Annotated in this window: 13 protein-coding genes; 4 read left to right on the top strand and 9 right to left on the bottom strand. The window is 76.3% G+C overall.

The genetic code is table 11. The features are described 5' to 3' along the window. Positions 1 to 9: 9 nt before the first annotated feature. A complete protein-coding gene (mycP, locus tag STTU_RS27920; RefSeq protein WP_043256552.1) occupies positions 10 to 1,170 on the bottom strand; it encodes a type VII secretion-associated serine protease mycosin in 1,161 nt (386 codons plus the stop codon). Beyond that, positions 1,167 to 2,531, bottom strand: a complete 1,365-nt coding sequence (locus tag STTU_RS35710; protein ID WP_007829075.1) for a hypothetical protein — start codon at positions 2,529 to 2,531, stop codon at positions 1,167 to 1,169. The genes mycP and STTU_RS35710 overlap by 4 nt, the downstream gene beginning before the upstream one ends. 210 nt (positions 2,532 to 2,741) lie before the next feature. On the opposite strand from STTU_RS35710, the gene STTU_RS27910 reads away from it, so the two are divergent. Continuing rightward, positions 2,742 to 3,944: an amino acid deaminase/aldolase gene (locus STTU_RS27910; RefSeq protein ID WP_007829073.1), complete on the top strand. Its 1,203-nt coding sequence runs from the start codon at positions 2,742 to 2,744 to the stop codon at positions 3,942 to 3,944. An 18-nt stretch (positions 3,945 to 3,962) separates the two neighbouring features. Here STTU_RS27910 and STTU_RS27905 read toward each other — a convergent pair whose 3' ends face one another. From STTU_RS27905 to STTU_RS27885, 5 genes are all read right to left on the bottom strand, one after another. Then, a complete protein-coding gene (locus STTU_RS27905) occupies positions 3,963 to 4,727 on the bottom strand; it encodes a DUF2510 domain-containing protein (RefSeq protein WP_007829070.1) in 765 nt (254 codons plus the stop codon). A gap of 149 nt (positions 4,728 to 4,876) precedes the next feature. Then, a complete protein-coding gene (locus STTU_RS27900; protein ID WP_007829068.1) occupies positions 4,877 to 6,178 on the bottom strand; it encodes a hypothetical protein in 1,302 nt (433 codons plus the stop codon). Between the two features lie 111 nt (positions 6,179 to 6,289). Further along, complete coding sequence (locus STTU_RS27895) at positions 6,290 to 7,099, bottom strand: 3-oxoacyl-ACP reductase (protein ID WP_007829065.1); 810 nt, start codon at positions 7,097 to 7,099, stop codon at positions 6,290 to 6,292. Between the two features lie 8 nt (positions 7,100 to 7,107). Next, complete coding sequence (locus tag STTU_RS27890) at positions 7,108 to 8,481, bottom strand: aldehyde dehydrogenase family protein (RefSeq protein ID WP_007829063.1); 1,374 nt, start codon at positions 8,479 to 8,481, stop codon at positions 7,108 to 7,110. 106 nt (positions 8,482 to 8,587) lie between these two features. After that, positions 8,588 to 9,967: a glutamine synthetase family protein gene (locus STTU_RS27885; RefSeq protein WP_007829061.1), complete on the bottom strand. Its 1,380-nt coding sequence runs from the start codon at positions 9,965 to 9,967 to the stop codon at positions 8,588 to 8,590. A 72-nt stretch (positions 9,968 to 10,039) separates the two neighbouring features. On the opposite strand from STTU_RS27885, the gene STTU_RS27880 reads away from it, so the two are divergent. Both STTU_RS27880 and STTU_RS27875 read left to right on the top strand, forming a co-directional pair. Further along, a complete protein-coding gene (locus tag STTU_RS27880; protein ID WP_007829059.1) occupies positions 10,040 to 10,774 on the top strand; it encodes a FadR/GntR family transcriptional regulator in 735 nt (244 codons plus the stop codon). 99 nt (positions 10,775 to 10,873) lie between these two features. After that, the gene (locus STTU_RS27875) at positions 10,874 to 11,596 is read left to right on the top strand and encodes a gamma-glutamyl-gamma-aminobutyrate hydrolase family protein (protein WP_010278020.1); all 723 of its coding nucleotides are present in this window, start codon (positions 10,874 to 10,876) and stop codon (positions 11,594 to 11,596) included. 98 nt (positions 11,597 to 11,694) lie between these two features. Here the strand turns inward: STTU_RS27875 and STTU_RS27870 are convergent, their stop codons facing one another. After that, the gene (locus STTU_RS27870) at positions 11,695 to 12,720 is read right to left on the bottom strand and encodes a LysR family transcriptional regulator (protein WP_007829055.1); all 1,026 of its coding nucleotides are present in this window, start codon (positions 12,718 to 12,720) and stop codon (positions 11,695 to 11,697) included. Positions 12,721 to 12,791: 71 nt separating this feature from the next. On the opposite strand from STTU_RS27870, the gene STTU_RS27865 reads away from it, so the two are divergent. After that, the gene (locus STTU_RS27865; protein ID WP_043256549.1) at positions 12,792 to 13,907 is read left to right on the top strand and encodes a TDT family transporter; all 1,116 of its coding nucleotides are present in this window, start codon (positions 12,792 to 12,794) and stop codon (positions 13,905 to 13,907) included. An 8-nt stretch (positions 13,908 to 13,915) separates the two neighbouring features. Here STTU_RS27865 and STTU_RS27860 read toward each other — a convergent pair whose 3' ends face one another. Further along, positions 13,916 to 14,485, bottom strand: coding sequence for a helix-turn-helix domain-containing protein (locus STTU_RS27860; RefSeq protein WP_009063628.1), 570 nt, complete (start codon positions 14,483 to 14,485; stop codon positions 13,916 to 13,918). Between the last annotated feature and the right edge of the window lie 153 nt (positions 14,486 to 14,638).

Raw genomic sequence — 14,638 nt, 5'->3', positions numbered from 1 at the left:
GTCCCCCGGCTACCGCGCCCCTCGTCCGCGCCGCCACAGCAGGGCCGCCGCGCCCAGGAACACCGCGCCGACGGTGGCTGCCGCCGGGACCGTCCAGGGGAGCGTCCCGCCGCCGCCGTGCGGGAGCGGGGCGGGTCCCTTGCCGAAGTAGCGCGCGTGTTCCGTCGTGGTGCGCGGGTGTTCCGGGTCCTCCTTCGCCGCTGCCGCGAGCGCCGCGCGCGCGTCCACCGTGCCGAAGCCGCGCGCGTCGTCGTGGCCGCCGGACGGGCGTGCGCTCGCGGTCTGTGCGAGCAGGGCGCGCACGCGGTCGGATGCCAGGCCGGGGTGCGCGGCGCGCAGGAGGGCGGCCGTCCCGGAGACGAAGGCGGCGGCGGCGCTCGTGCCCCAGCCCTCGTAGTAGCGCAGGTCGGGGTTGAGGGTCACGATGTCGTCGCCGGGGGCGGCGACGGTCGCGTACCAGCGGCGCGTCGAGAAGCGCGCGTGCTCGCCGTAGCGGTCGACGGCCGTGACCGCGATGACGCCGGGGTAGGCCGCCGGGTAGGAGACGTGGTCGCCCTTCTCGCCGTCGTTGCCCGCCGAGGCGACCACGACGACGTTCTTGCCGAGCGCGTAGCGCACGGCCGCGTCCTGCGCGGGCTGCGGGCGGGCCTCGGTGCTGTCGTCGCCGAGCGAGAGGTTGATGACGTCGGCGCCGTGGTCGGCGGCCCAGCGGATGCCCTCGGCGAGCGCTTCGCCCCGGGTGCGCCCGGCGCGGGGGCGCTGCGGGTCCTCGTCCTCCAGGATGACCCGCACGGGCAGGATCTTCGCCTCGGGCGCGATGCCCATGACGCCGTCCGCCGCGCCGGGGCCGTGCCCGTGCGCGGCGATGATCCCGGCCATCGCGCTGCCGTGCTCGGCCCAGTGCTCCTGGCCCGCGTGCGCGCCGAAGCCGACGAGGTCCTTGCCGGGCAGCACGTTCCCCGCGAGGTCCGGGTGGTCGGCGTCGACGCCCGTGTCGAGCACGGCGACGGTGGCGCCCCTCCCCTTCGTCGTGGTCCAGGCGCTCTCCGCCCGCACCGCGCCGAGCCCCCACTGTTGCGCGCGGATGCCGTCGGCCGCCGCGCTGTGGGCGGGCAGCAGGACGAGGGCGAGGCCCGTGGCCCCGACGAGCAGAGTGCGCGGCGCTCTCACCTGGGGGGCTCCTCGGTGGGGTGGACGGCACCGGCGGCCTTCGTGAGGGCGCGGTCGGTACGGGCCGCGAGCGCGGCGGCGTCGTGGCCGAGCCCGGAGAGGGCGACGGTGCTCTCCTCGCCCTCGCGCGTCGCGCGCGCGGCGGGGACCGGGGTCGTGAAGGACCGTCCGTCGGCGAAACCGGAGACGGCCCAGACCACGACGGGCAGGTCCGCGCGCACCGCGAGGCTCCAGCTCACGCGCTGCGGCGCGCCGAAGCCCTCGGCGGGCGTGCCCTTCGGCCCGTAGGGAAGGGGCAGCAGATCGGTGCGCGCGTCCAGGTGCTCGGTGCGGAAGCGGGAGCGCAGCGCGGTCATCCCGGCGGGGTCGGTGCGGGTGAAGAGGAGCCCCACGGTGGTGAGGTGACTGCGGGTCGCGTCGGTGTACGTGGCGCGCAGCAGCCGCAGGCAGCCGACGGGGGCGAGGGCCTGGCGCAGCAGCGGGTCGAAGGCGTGCGCGCAACCGCTGTCGGGGGCGACGGCTACACGCGTCCAGGTCCGGTCCGCGCCCCCGGGTCCCGCCCCCTCGCCGTGGACGACGGGCGGGAAGAGCGTGTCGACGGGGACGCTGTGCCACAGTCCGGCGGCGGCCTCGTAGCGCGTCGGCACGGCGGGCTCCGCCCCCTCCGCGAGCACGCCCCCCGCCACGGCCCCGCCGACGAGCCCGAGCCCGAGGACGAGGCAGACGGCGGCCGAGACCCGCGAGCGGCGCGGCACCGCGAGGCGCCCGGGGACGGTCCCGGGCGACGCGAGGAGGTCGCCGGGAGCGGGGAGCGGGAGCGGGGGCGGGGGCGGGGGCGGGGGCGGGGCCAGGGGCTCGGTCGCGAGGGGCTGCGCGGGGCGCGGGGGCCGCGACGGCGGCGGGGGGCCCGGGGACGGGAGCGGTGCCGGGGGCGGCGCGGGGCTCGGGGGCGGCGGCGCGACGCCCGGCGTACCGGTCACGTGCGGGCGGTGCCTGGGATACGGGGGTATGCGGCCCGGCGCGTCGGCCCCGGCGCCCTCCCGTACCCCCGCACCGCCCCGCCCCCGCACGCCCGCGCCACCCGGCTCCCGCACCATCGCGCCGTCGCGTTCCCGCACCCCGGCGCCATCCCGCTCCCGCGCTCCGGCCCCGTCCCGCTCCCGCAGGGTGGTCCCGCCCGTTCGCGGAGCCTCCCGCTCGCGGCCCTCTGCCGCGGCGGCCTCCGGCGTCTCCCCGCTCCCCCTCTCCGCGCCCGCCGTGCCCGGCGGACGCAGGCGGGGCAGCGGGACGCGGGGGGCGGTGGCGGGCGGCGACGGGGGGCGTTCCGGTGTCGGCGGGAGTGGCCGGGCTTCCGTGCTCATGCGCTGCCCGTGTCCTTCCGCTCGCCGACGTGACCGGGCCCGCGCGGCGGGCGGGCGCGGCGGCTCGGGTGCCGGTCACTTTACGGGGTCCCGGAGCGCCCCGGGGCCGGTGCGCGCGGGCCGTCTCTTTGGCCCGGAACATCCCCTGGGGCGCGGTAGGTTCGCTTCCTCCCTCTACCCATCGGTAGGGGGGTCTGGCAGGCTGCGCCCATGACCGCCCGCGCAGCCGACCGGGCCCGCTACGACCGGGCCACCGCACACCTCGAAGCGCCGCTCGCGCTCGTCGACCTGGACGCCTTCGACGCGAACGCCGACGACCTCGTGCGCCGCGCCCAGGGCAAGCCGATCCGGGTCGCGAGCAAGTCCGTGCGCTGCCGCGCCCTGCTCGAACGGGTGCTCGCGCGGCCCGGGTTCGCGGGGATCATGTCGTTCACGCTCGCGGAGTCGCTGTGGCTGGCCCGCGAGGGCTTCGAGGACGTGCTGCTCGCCTACCCGTCCACCGACCGCCCCGCGTACGCCGAACTCGCCGCCGATCCCAAGCTCGCCGCCGCCGTGACGGTCATGGTGGACGACCCGGCGCAGCTCCGGCTCATCGACGCGGCCCGCGAGGGCGGCACCGAGGAGATCCGGGTCTGCCTCGAACTGGACACCTCGCTGCGGCTGCTGGGCGGCCGGGTACGGGTGGGCGCGCGCCGCTCGCCGCTGCACTCGCCCGCGCGGGTCGCCGACATGGCGCGCGCGGTGGCGCGCGCGCCGGGGTTCCGGCTCGTCGGGATCATGGCGTACGAGGGTCATGTGGCGGGCGTGGGCGACAAGCTGGCGGGGCGTCCGCTGCGCTCGCGGGCCGTACGGCTCATGCAGGCCGCCGCGCGCCGCGAACTGGCCGCGCGCCGGGCCGAGGTGGTGCGCGCGGTGCGCGCGGTCGCCCCCGGCCTGGAGTTCGTCAACGGCGGCGGGACGGGGAGCGTGCAGCACACGGCGGCCGAGGACGCGGTGACGGAGATCGCGGCGGGCTCGGGGCTGTACGTGCCGCGCCTCTTCGACAACTACACGTCGTTCACGGGCCGTCCGGCGGCGCTCTTCGCGATGCCCGTGGTGCGCCGTCCGGGCGTCGGCGTGGTCACGGTGCTCGGCGGCGGCTACCCGGCTTCGGGGGCGGCCGGGCCTGACCGGCTGCCCGTCCCGTACCTGCCCGAGGGGCTCTCGTACGACCCGCAGGAGGGGCCCGGCGAGGTGCAGACGCCGCTGCTCGGCGCGGTCGCCGACGACCTGCTCATCGGCGACCGGGTGTGGTTCAGGCACGCGAAGGCGGGGGAGCTGTGCGAGCGCTTCGACCGGCTGCACCTCGTGCGGGGCGACGCGGTGGCGGAGACGGTGCCGACATACCGGGGCGAGGGCCGTACGTTCCTGTGAACCGCCGCCGGGTCCGGTTCAGTTCGCCGCTCTGATGCCCTCCGCCGTCTCGTCGAGCAGCGCGGGTCCCGCCGGGTCCGCGTCGGCGTCGAGCCGGGCCCGTACGACGAGCAGCGTGCCGGGCTCGTGGGGCGCGGGGAAGACGAGGGACTGGACGTAGCCGCCCGCGCCCTCGCGGGGCTCGCACCGGCGGCGCACGAGCCAGCCCTCGCGGCCCGCAGCCTCGACGGGGCCCGCCGCGGCGAGGCGGTGGCTCGCGCCGGGGTAGGCCGCCTCGGCCGCCGCCTCGTTGTCGCGCTCGGCGCGGGCGCGCGCCGCGCCGGGCCGGCCGGGGACGGCGGTGACGGTGATACGGCCCGGGGTGCAGCCGCCGTCGTCGCGGCAGCGGTGGGGGCGGCCCGTGACGAGTGCGCGCCCTTCGGTGCGCCAGCCCTCGGGCACGGGTACGACGACGCCGTGGAGCGTCGCGCCCGCGCCGTCCCGGTCGGCGGGGGCCGTGCTCCCCCGTTCGCCGTCCGCCGAGTCGGTGACGCGGACGAGGGGGTCGTCGCGGGTGCTGAGCGCGGCGATGCCGACGACGAGCCCGGCGAGGAGGACGGCGCCGCCGAGGACGAGGGCGAGGAACATCGCGCGGCCCGGGGGCCTGCCCCGGCCCCCGGGCACGAACCAGGAGGAGCCGGGCGCACGGACCTCGGGGGTCCATGTGGCGCCGTCCCACCAGCGTTCGCCGTGGGTGCCGTGGGGGTCGGGGTACCAGCCCGGCCGGGCGGGGGGCGTCTCCATGGCGGCAACTTTAGGACGTTTCGCCCGTTCGGCCGGGTGAACTCACCCGGTCGCCGCGCCGGTTCCCGCGGACAGGAGCGCGCGGCACCGCCACGCGCCCCTCCGTCACCTCCGGAACCGGGGCTCCCGGCTCCGGGTGTCACGGGCCGTCAGGCCCCGCCGAAAGCGCTGTCGTGCTGGTCGGGGATGACCGAGCCGTCGTCGCGCCGCGCCGGTCCGAGGCTGCCGTCCTCCTCGGTGCGCGCGGTCGTCGCGCAGGGGTAGGCGTCCTTCTTGCGGGGCAGTGGCTCGATGAACATCGGGTTGACGAGCCAGCGGCCGTCCTCGTTGTCGTAGGCGCGGCACATGATCTCGTTCTTGTTGCGGTTGAGCACGAGGTGCGCGCCCGTCGCGTCGCCGACGAAGGTGACGTCGGTGTCGGCGTCGCCGCCACCGATCGCGATGCGGTGCGCGAAGTCCTGGCGCTGCCAGGCGCGGGGGCCCTTGACGCCGAAGATCTCCTGGTTGATCCAGCAGCGCTTGCCGTCGATGTAGGGGATGTCGGCGCCCTTGGAGGCGGGTTCGCCGCCGCAGCCCTCGTTGACCGTCGTGATGCGACCGCGCCGGTCGAGGAGACTGCGGATGGCGATGGTGTGCTTCTTGTCGATGCCGATGCCCGCCGACCACACCTCGGTGACGGGCTCGGAGCCCGCCGAGACGATGTAGACGTCGAAACCGGCACGCTGGAGGGTGGCGACGAGGTCGCGCTGCTGCGCGTAGTAGCGCACGTAGCCCGGGATGGTGTGGGTGCCGACCCGCTGTGTGGCGCCGACGGGGGCGGCGAGGGCCTCGGCGCGGGCGCGGCGCGTGTAGTCGGTGAGTTCGGCGGGGGTGTGCCCGGCGAAGAGCTGGGGGACCCAGGCGTACTCGGGGACGGTGCGGCGGTGGTTCCAGGTGCCCGCGAAGGCTTCGGCGCCGCCCATGGTGCGGGCCGCGCTGCGGATCTCGAAGATCTCGTCGGCGCACTCGGTCCGCTCGGAGGTGGGCAGCGGGGCGCCCGCGGGGACGTCGGTGCCGCACGCCTCGGTGAGCGCGGCGGCGGCCTCGTCCGTGAGCCAGGCGCTCGTGTCCTTCCAGTCGCGCGGGCGCAGGATCTTGTCGTGCCGCAGGGACCAGGCGATCGTCGCGTCCGTGATGTCGTTCTTGGAGATGGTGTTGTCCCAGTCGAAGGCGGCGACGGGGCGCGGTCCTCCGTAGTGCTCGCTCGCGAGGGCCGGGTGGGCGCAGGTGCCGCGCTCGTCGACGACGCGCTGGAGGGCGGCCCTGTTGTGGCCGTACCAGGGGAGCTTCTTGCTGAGCTGGGGGCAGTGCGTGCGAGGTGCCGGGGAGTGGGCCCCGGCGGGGACGGAGGTGCCGAGCAGCGCGGCGGCGGCGAGGCCGAGCGAGGCGAGCAGGGGGGTGGTGCGGCGCATGGGGGGTCCGATCTGTCCGACGGCAGGGCGGAGCGCGGGGCCGCCGCCGTCCCGCGGCCACGGGACACGGGAGGGGGCGGCCCCGGATGTCATGCACCGTACATCCCTGGTTCACAGGGGAGTTACGTACGCGCCGGAGATTCCGCCGTCCACGAGGAAGTCGGCGGCGTTGACGAAGGAGGAGTCGTCGCTGGCGAGGAAGGCGACGGCGGCGGCGATCTCGGTGGCCTCGGCGAAGCGGCCGACGGGGATGTGCACGAGGCGGCGCGCGGCGCGCTCGGGGTCCTTGGCGAAGAGTTCGCGCAGCAGCGGGGTGTTCACGGGGCCGGGGCACAGGGCGTTGACGCGGATGCCCTCGCGCGCGAACTGCACGCCGAGTTCGCGGGACAGGGCGAGGACGCCGCCCTTGGAGGCGGTGTAGGAGATCTGGCTCGTCGCCGCGCCCATGCGGGCGACGAAGGAGGCGGTGTTGATGATGGAGCCGCGCCGCTGCTGGCGCATGTAGGGCAGGACGGCCTGGCAGCACAGGTAGACGGAGGTGAGGTTGACCTCCTGGACGCGGCGCCAGGCGTCGAGGCCCGTCGTGAGGATCGAGTCGTCCTCGGGCGGCGAGATCCCCGCGTTGTGGAAGGAGACGTCGACGCTGCCGTACGTGTCGAAGGCCGTCTTGAAGAGGGCGGTGACGTCCTCGGGGACGGTGACGTCCGTACGGCGGAAGAGGCCGCCGACCTCTTCGGCGACCGCCTTGCCCGTCTCCTCGTCGAGGTCCGCGCACACGACGTGGGCGCCCTCGGAGGCGAGCCTGCGCGCGGTCGCGAGGCCGATGCCGCTGCCCGCGCCCGTGACGACGGCGGTGCGGCCGACGAGGCGGCGGCAGACCGGGGTGTCGGCGGCGGGGGGCGTGTCGTGCTGTTCGCTCATGGGTGTCCTCAGCCTTCCGTGCTGATGAAGACGTTCTTGGTCTCGGTGAAGGCGACGAGCGCGTCGGGGCCCAGTTCCCGCCCGAGCCCGGATTCGCCGTAGCCGCCGAAGGGGGTGTGGTAGCGGACGCTGCTGTGCGAGTTGACGGAGAGGTTCCCCGCCGCGATGCCGCGCGCGACGCGCAGCGCGCGGGCCCCGTCGCGGGTCCACACGGAGCCCGAGAGGCCGTACGGGGTCGCGTTCGCGAGCCGCACGCCCTCCTCCTCGCCGTCGAAGGGCAGCACGACGGCGACGGGCCCGAAGACCTCCTCGACCGCCACGGGGTCCTCGGGGCGCGCGCCGAGGACGAGTGTCGGCGGGTACCAGAAGCCCGGCCCCTCGGGCGCGCTCCCCCGGACGAGGTCGAGATCGGGTCCCACGTAGGAGTCGACGCGCTCGCGCTGCCGCGCCGAGATGAGCGGGCCCATCTGCGTGCCGGGGTCGGCCGGGTCGCCGACGACGACGGCGCGCAGGGCCGGTTCGACGAGGGCGAGGAACTCGTCGTACACCGGTCGTTCGACGAGGACGCGGGTGCGGGCGCAGCAGTCCTGGCCCGCGTTGTCGAGGAAGGACATGGGCGCGGACGCCGCTGCCGCCGCGAGGTCGGCGTCGGCGAAGACGAGGTTGGGGCTCTTGCCGCCGAGTTCGAGCGTCACCGGCTTGACCTGCTCCGCGCAGAGCGCCATGACGCGTTTGCCGGTCCGGGCCGAGCCGGTGAAGACGACCTTGCGCACGCCCGGGTGCCGCACCAGGTCCTCGCCCGCGCCGGGTCCCGTGCCCGGCAGGACCTGGAAGAGGCCGTCGGGCAGCCCGGCCTCCAGGGCGAGTTCCGCGAGGCGCAGGGCGGTGAGCGGGGTGGTCTCGGCGGGCTTGAGGATCACGGCGTTCCCGGCGGCGAGCGCGGGGGCGCTGCCCCAGCCCGCGATGGGCAGCGGGAAGTTCCAGGGGGCGATGACGGCGACGACGCCGAGGGGTTCGAGGAACGTCACGTCGATGCCGCCCGCGACGGGGATCTGCCGTCCCGTCAGGCGCTCCACTCCCCCGGCGGCGTACTCCAGGAGGTCGCGCACGTTGCCCGCCTCCCAGCGGGCGTTGCCGAGCGTGTGCCCGGCCTCGGCGACCTCCAGGCGGGCCAGTTCCTCGACGTGCGTGTCCACGGCGGCGGCGAAGCGGCGCAGGAGGCGGGCGCGGTCGGCGGGGGCGAGGGCGGCCCAGCGGTGCTGCGCGGCGCTCGCGCGGCGCACGGCGCGGTCGACCTCCTCGGGGGTGGCGGCGTGGACGGTGGCGAGGAGTTCCTCGGTGGCGGGGTTGAGGACGGGGAGGTCGGCGGGGGCTTCGGGCATGGCGGGGTCCTCGCGGGGCTCGGCGGGGTGCGGTGGTACGGGGACGGCGGGGCGGGCGGTACGAGGACGGGGCGCGGGGCGGCCCCGGCCCGTACCGGCCTACCGCTCAGAGCCGTTCGAAGGAGCGGCGGAGTTCCCAGTCGGTGACGGCCGCGTCGAAGGCGTCGAGTTCGACGCGGGCCATGTTGGCGTAGTGGGCGACGACGTCCTCGCCGAAGATCTCGCGGGCGAGGGCGCTGTCCCGCCACAGCGCGGCGGACTCGTGGAGGGTCGCGGGGACGTGCGGGTACCCGGCCTCGTAGGCGTTGCCCGTGCAGGGCTCCGGGAGTTCGAGTTCCCGCTCGACGCCGTACAGTCCCGCGCCGATCATCGCGGCGACGGCGAGGTACGGGTTGACGTCGCCGCCGGGGAGCCGGTTCTCGAAGCGCAGCCCCTGCCCGTGGCCGACGACGCGGAAGGCGCACGTGCGGTTGTCGGGGCCCCAGGCGACGGCGGTCGGCGCGAAGGAACCCGGGCGGAACCGCTTGTAGGCGTTGACGGTGGGCGCGTACAGGAGGGTGAGTTCGCGCAGCGCGGCGAGCTGTCCCGCGAGGAAGTGCCGCATGAGCGGCGACATGCCGAGCGGCCCCTCGCCCGGCATCGCGGACGTGCCGTCGGCGCCCGCGAGGGAGAGGTGGATGTGGCAGGAGTTGCCCTCGCGCTCGTTGAACTTCGCCATGAAGGTGAGCGCGCGCCCCTCCTGCGCGGCGATCTCCTTGGCGCCGGTCTTGTAGAGCACGTGCTGGTCGCACGTCGTGAGCGCGTCGTCGTAGCGGAAGACGATCTCGTGCTGGCCCGGATTGCACTCGCCCTTCGCCGACTCGACGGTCAGCCCGGCGCCCGCCATCTCGTTGCGGATGCGGCGCAGGAGCGGCTCGATGCGCCCCGTGCCGAGCACCGAGTAGTCGATGTTGTACTGGTTCGCCGGGGTCAGCCCCCGGTAGCCCCGGTCCCACGCCTCTTCGTAGGTGTCGTTGAAGACGATGAACTCCAGCTCGGTGCCCGCCCGCGCGGTGAGCCCGCGCTCGGCGAGGCGGTCGAGCTGGCGGCGCAGGATCTGGCGGGGGGCGACGGTGACGGGAGCACCGTCGGTCGTGGCGAGGTCGCCGAGGAGGAGCGCGGTACCGGGGTGCCAGGGGATGCGGCGCAGCGTCGCGAGGTCCGGGGCGAGCGCGAAGTCGCCGTACCCGCTCTCCCACGACGAACTCGCGTAGCCGTCCACGGTGTTCATCTCGACATCGACGGCGAGGAGGTAGTCGCAGCCCTCGGTGCCGTGCGGCAGCACCTCGTCGAGGAAGAAGGGGGCGGCGAAGCGCTTGCCCTGGAGGCGGCCCTGCATGTCGGGGAAGGCGAGCACGACCGTGTCCACCTCGCCCGCCCTCACCTGCGCGGTCAGCGCCTCGACGCCGAGGGGAGCGGTACGGGGGGAGGTGGTGCGGTCCGCCACGGGGGTCTCCTTGGGTGAGCCGGGAACCTTAAGGTAGGGCCGGGGACCTTTGGGACGGAAGAGGGCGGGGCCGTGTCCGGCTGGACGGAAGACGAGCGGGACGGCGGTCTCGGCCGGGTCCTGCGGCCCGTGCGCGGCGGCAACGGCTTCGAGGAGGCCCTGGAGCAGGTCCTCCAGGTACTGCGCCTCGGCCTCGTCGCGCCGGGCGAACGGCTGCCGCCGGAGCGGGAGCTGGCGGCCCGGCTGGGGGTGAGCCGGGCGACGCTGCGGGAAGTCGTCTCCGTCCTGCACACCGAGGGCCTGGTCGATTCCCGGCGGGGGCGGTACGGAGGCACGTTCGTACGGGCCGGGGCGCGCGCGCCCCGGAGCGCGGGCGTGGACCTGGAGGACGTGCTCGCGCACCGCGAGGTCCTGGAGACGGGGGCCGCCGAGCTGTGCGCGCGGCGGGCCGTCGACCCGGAGCACGGGCCCGCGCTGCGGGCGTGGCTCTCGGCGAGCCTCGCCGCGCTCGACAGCGCCCCGCTGGAGCCCGTCGCGGCCTACCGGCGCGAGGACACGCTGCTCCACCTGGGCCTCGCCGAGCGCACCGGGTCCGCCTCGCTCGCCGCCTCGTACGCCTCGGTGCGCGCGGCGGTCAACGAGCTGCTCGACCGCATCCCGCTCCTCGTGCGCGGTCTGGAGCACTCCCAGGCACAGCACACCGCGCTCGCCCGCGCGATTCTCGCGGGCGACGCGGACGGGGCGCGCGAGCGGATGCGGGAGCACTGCGCGGGCACGGCGGCGCTGCTGCGGGGCTTCCTGTCCTGAGCACGGCCCCGGGCGGGGGAAACCCGGGCGACACAAAGGTATGGGACCGTACCTTTGGAGCCAGGCACGGTGGCGCGTGGTGAGGAGAGGTGGTCCGGGGTGTCCGAGGCGGCGTGGGGCGCGGAGCCCGTCATCGGGATCAGCACGTACTGGGAGGCGGAGGCGCGCTGGGGCGAGTGGACGCTCCCGGCCGCGCTGCTGCCGGCGCAGTACCCCGCGCTCGTACGGAAGGCGGGCGGCACCGCCGTGCTGCTCCCGCCGGACGCGCCCGCGCGCGCGGCGGGGCTCGTCGCACGGCTCGACGGGCTCGTCCTCGCGGGGGGCGCGGACGTGGACCCGGCGCGGTACGGCGCCGCGCGCGAGCCGGAGTGCGGGCCGCCCGCGCCCGAGCGGGACGCATGGGAGCTGGCGCTCGTCGCGGCGGCGCTGGCGAGCGGGACCCCGCTGCTCGGCATCTGCCGGGGGATGCAGCTCCTGAACGTGGCGCTCGGCGGCACCCTGCGCCAGCACATGACGGGCCACGAGGGCGGCCGGGGCGTCTTCGGCACCCACCCCGTCCACCCCCGCCCCGGCACCCGGTACGCGGAGCTCGTCCCCGAGCCCGTCCGGGTCGCGACCCACCACCACCAGTGCGTCGACCGCCTCGGCACGGGCCTCGTGGTGGGCGCCGAGTCCGGGGACGGCACGATCGAGGCCGTCGAACTCCCGGGCCCCGCCTGGACCCTGGGCGTCCAGTGGCACCCGGAGATGGACCACGCGGACCTGCGGGTGACCGAGGCCCTGATCCGGGCGGCGGCGACCCCGGCGGGCCTCACGGTCTGAGAGGCCCCGGCGGGCCTCACCGTGCGGGCCGCCCTGCGGGCCTCACCGTCCGGGCCGCCCGAGCCGCCCGAGCGACCGGACCCTCCGCGCCTCGTCCCCTATCCGTTCCCCCGCGTCAGCGACAGCAGGTCCCGCGCCGCCCCCGAGGGCCGCTCGCCGCGCCGCCACACCGCCCGCAGCACACGTCCGAGCCCCACCCCGCGCACGGGGACCGGGACCAGCGTGCCCGCGGCCACCTCCTCCCCCACGACCAGCTCGCTCAGCACCGCCGGGCCCACACCGCTCAGCGCCGCCGACTTCAGCGCGGTCGTCGAGGACAGTTCGAGCAGGGGGCGCTCGGGCCCGTCGTACGGAGCCAGCGCGGCGTCCAGGACCTCGCGCGTGCCCGAGCCCTCCTCGCGCAGGATCAGCGGCGTCGTGGCGAGGAGCGCGGGGTCGAGGCCGCCGGTGAGCGCGGTCCACGGATGCCCGGGGCGCACGAGCACGAGCAGCCGGTCGCGGGCGATGACGGCGCCGTCCGTACCGGCCGGGACGCCGAGCCCCTCCACGAAACCGAGGTCGGCCTCGCCGTCGAGCAGCCCCTCCACGACCATGCGCGTACTGCCCGCCCGCAGCGACACCGCCGTGTCCGGGCGCACCGCGCGCAGGGCGACGAGCCAGCCGGGCAGCAGGTACTCCCCGATCGTCATGCTCGCGGCGACCCGCAGCCGCGAGTCCCGGCGCCCGCGCAGCGCCCGCGCCCCCGCGTCGAAGGCTTCCGCCGCCTCGGTGACGCGGCGCGCCCAGCCCGCCACGAGCAGACCCGTCGGCGTGAGCCGCGAGCCGCGCGGGGAGCGCGCGACGAGCCCGACGCCGAGCTGTCGTTCCAGACTCCGCACCCGCCCCGAGGCGGCGGGCTGGGTGATGCCGAGTTCCCTCGCCGCCCGCCCGAGGCTCCCGAGCCGGTCCACGGCCAGCAGCACTTCGAGCAGCCCGAGGTCCGGGACGCGCCGCGCGAGCGAGCCGCCTCCGGGGCAGCCGCCCGCGAGCGTGCCGCCCGTGATTCCGCTCACGCCCCGTCCCGGCCCTTCGCCCCACCCGTCACCCGAACCACCGTCCGCCACGCGCCCGTTCTCCCGGCTCATAAGCCCACCTTATGTCCTCATAGCCACATCGTCCCTGGTGAGGGCCCTGACGCCGCGGACAAAATGGATGTATGAGCCTCCCATCCCTCGCCGTGGCCCCGTCCCCGGCCGCTTCCGCACCCGCTCCCGTCTCGCGCCTGCGCGGTTTCGGGCCGAACCACTACGCGGCGGTGATGGGCACGGCGATGCTCGCGACGGCGGGCAGCGGCCTGCCGCAGCACGTCGGGGGGCTGCGCGGGCTGTGCACGGCGCTGTGGGCGCTCGCCGCGCTCGCGCTGCTCGCCGTGCTCGTGGCGCGCGGCGCGCATTGGGCGCACCACCGCGACCAGGCGCGGGCGCACCTGCGCTCCCCCGCCGTCGCCCCGTTCTACGGCTGTCTCGCGATGGCGTTCCTCGCGCTGTCGGCCGCGACGCAGCGGGTCGGCCCCGACGTGCTCGGGCGCGGCGCGGCGCTGCGCCTCGCCGAGGTGCTCTTCGCGATCGGGGCGGTACTCGCCGTCGTCGTCGCGGCGGGGATTCCGGTGCTGATGATCGTGCACGCGCGGGCGCGCTTCGCGGACGTCTCGCCGGTGTGGCTGCTGCCGCTCGTCGCGCCGATGGTCGCGGCCTCCGTGGGTCCCGGGCTGGTAGCCGAGCTTCCCGCCGGGCAGGCCCGCGAGACGCTCGTGTACGCGTGTCTGGCCCTCTTCGGCACCTCGCTGCTCGCGGTCCTCGTCGTGCTCCCGCTCGTCGGGGCGCGGCTGCTGACGGGCGGGGGCTGGCCGACGCGGCTCGCGCCCTCGCTCTTCCTCGTCCTCGGTCCGCTCGGCCAGTCCACGACGGCGACGGGCGCGATCGCGGAGGCGGCACGCGGGGTGCTCCCCGACGGCACCGCGGAGGGCCTGCGGGTCTTCTCGATCGTGTACGGGGTGCCCGTGATGGGCTTCGCGCTGCTGTGGCTGCTCATCGCCGCCGCGCTCGTGGCCCGCGCCCTCGCCCAGGACCTGCGCCCCTCGTCGACGTGGTGGGCGTTCACCTTCCCCGTCGGCACGTGCGTCACGGGCCCGACCCAGCTCGCCGCCCACACGGGCCTCGCGGCATACCGCTGGCTCGCCGCGGCGGTCTACGTCTTCCTGCTGTTCGCGTGGTGCGCGGCGGCCTTCGGCGCGGTACGGGAGCTGGGCGCGCGGCCCGCCGCGGCGGCCTGACGGCGCCCTTACCGGGGCGGTGCCTCGCCCGCCTCGATGTGGTCGCCGACCGCGACGACGAGGAGCCGCGTGTCGGGTTCGGTGGCCCGCCACCTGTGCCGCACCCCGCCGCTGAGGTAGAGCGTGTCCCCGGCGCAGAGCTGGTGGACGCGGCCCTCGGCCTCGGCGGTGACCGCGCCGTCGGCGACGTAGAGCAGCGAGTCGTTGCGGTACTGGAACTCGCGGCCCGAGTCGTGGTCGCCGCAGTACTCCATGGCCTGGAGCTGGTGCTGGCCCCGCACGAGCGAGCGCACGCCGGGGGCCGGGGCCATCAGTGCGGTGTCCTCGTCGTCGCTGCGGACGACGTCCACGGTGTGCGCGGGGTCGGCGGCGGCGAACAGCTCGTCGACGGTCGTCTCCAGCGCGTGCGCGACGGCGCTCAGGGAGCGGGTGGAGGGGCGGGCGCGTTCGTTCTCGATCTGGCTGAGGAAGGGCACCGAGAGACCCGAGCGGCGGGCCACGGTGGCGAGCGTGAGTTCGAGGGCGCGCCGGCGACGGCGGACGGCGTTGCCGACCCTCGGGGCTTCCTTCTCGTCCATCGCTGCCGCTCCCTCCTGCGGGCCCCGTCCACCGGGGCATGTGAGCAGCCTACGCAGTCGGGGCGCGCGAGGGGAGCCGAGTGCGGGAGTCGGCCCTCGCCGGAACGCCCGTGAGGGCGGGACCCCGGGATGGGTCCCGCCCTCACGGTGGTG

The organism is Streptomyces sp. Tu6071 (genome assembly GCF_000213055.1).
GTDB classification, from domain to species: Bacteria; Actinomycetota; Actinomycetes; order Streptomycetales; family Streptomycetaceae; genus Streptomyces; species Streptomyces evansiae.
This window is presented reverse-complemented; position numbering and strand designations above follow the sequence as displayed.

Coding starts and splice junctions, on each gene's coding strand:
- STTU_RS27890 (WP_007829063.1), bottom strand. CDS start 8,481: ATGCCCGAAGCCCCCGCCGACCTCCCCGTCCTCAACCCCGCCACCGAG.
- STTU_RS27905 (WP_007829070.1), bottom strand. CDS start 4,727: ATGGAGACGCCCCCCGCCCGGCCGGGCTGGTACCCCGACCCCCACGGC.
- STTU_RS27900 (WP_007829068.1), bottom strand. CDS start 6,178: ATGCGCCGCACCACCCCCCTGCTCGCCTCGCTCGGCCTCGCCGCCGCC.
- STTU_RS27860 (WP_009063628.1), bottom strand. CDS start 14,485: ATGGACGAGAAGGAAGCCCCGAGGGTCGGCAACGCCGTCCGCCGTCGC.
- STTU_RS27910 (WP_007829073.1), top strand. CDS start 2,742: ATGACCGCCCGCGCAGCCGACCGGGCCCGCTACGACCGGGCCACCGCA.
- STTU_RS27870 (WP_007829055.1), bottom strand. CDS start 12,720: ATGAGCCGGGAGAACGGGCGCGTGGCGGACGGTGGTTCGGGTGACGGG.
- STTU_RS27865 (WP_043256549.1), top strand. CDS start 12,792: ATGAGCCTCCCATCCCTCGCCGTGGCCCCGTCCCCGGCCGCTTCCGCA.
- STTU_RS35710 (WP_007829075.1), bottom strand. CDS start 2,531: ATGAGCACGGAAGCCCGGCCACTCCCGCCGACACCGGAACGCCCCCCG.
- STTU_RS27895 (WP_007829065.1), bottom strand. CDS start 7,099: ATGAGCGAACAGCACGACACGCCCCCCGCCGCCGACACCCCGGTCTGC.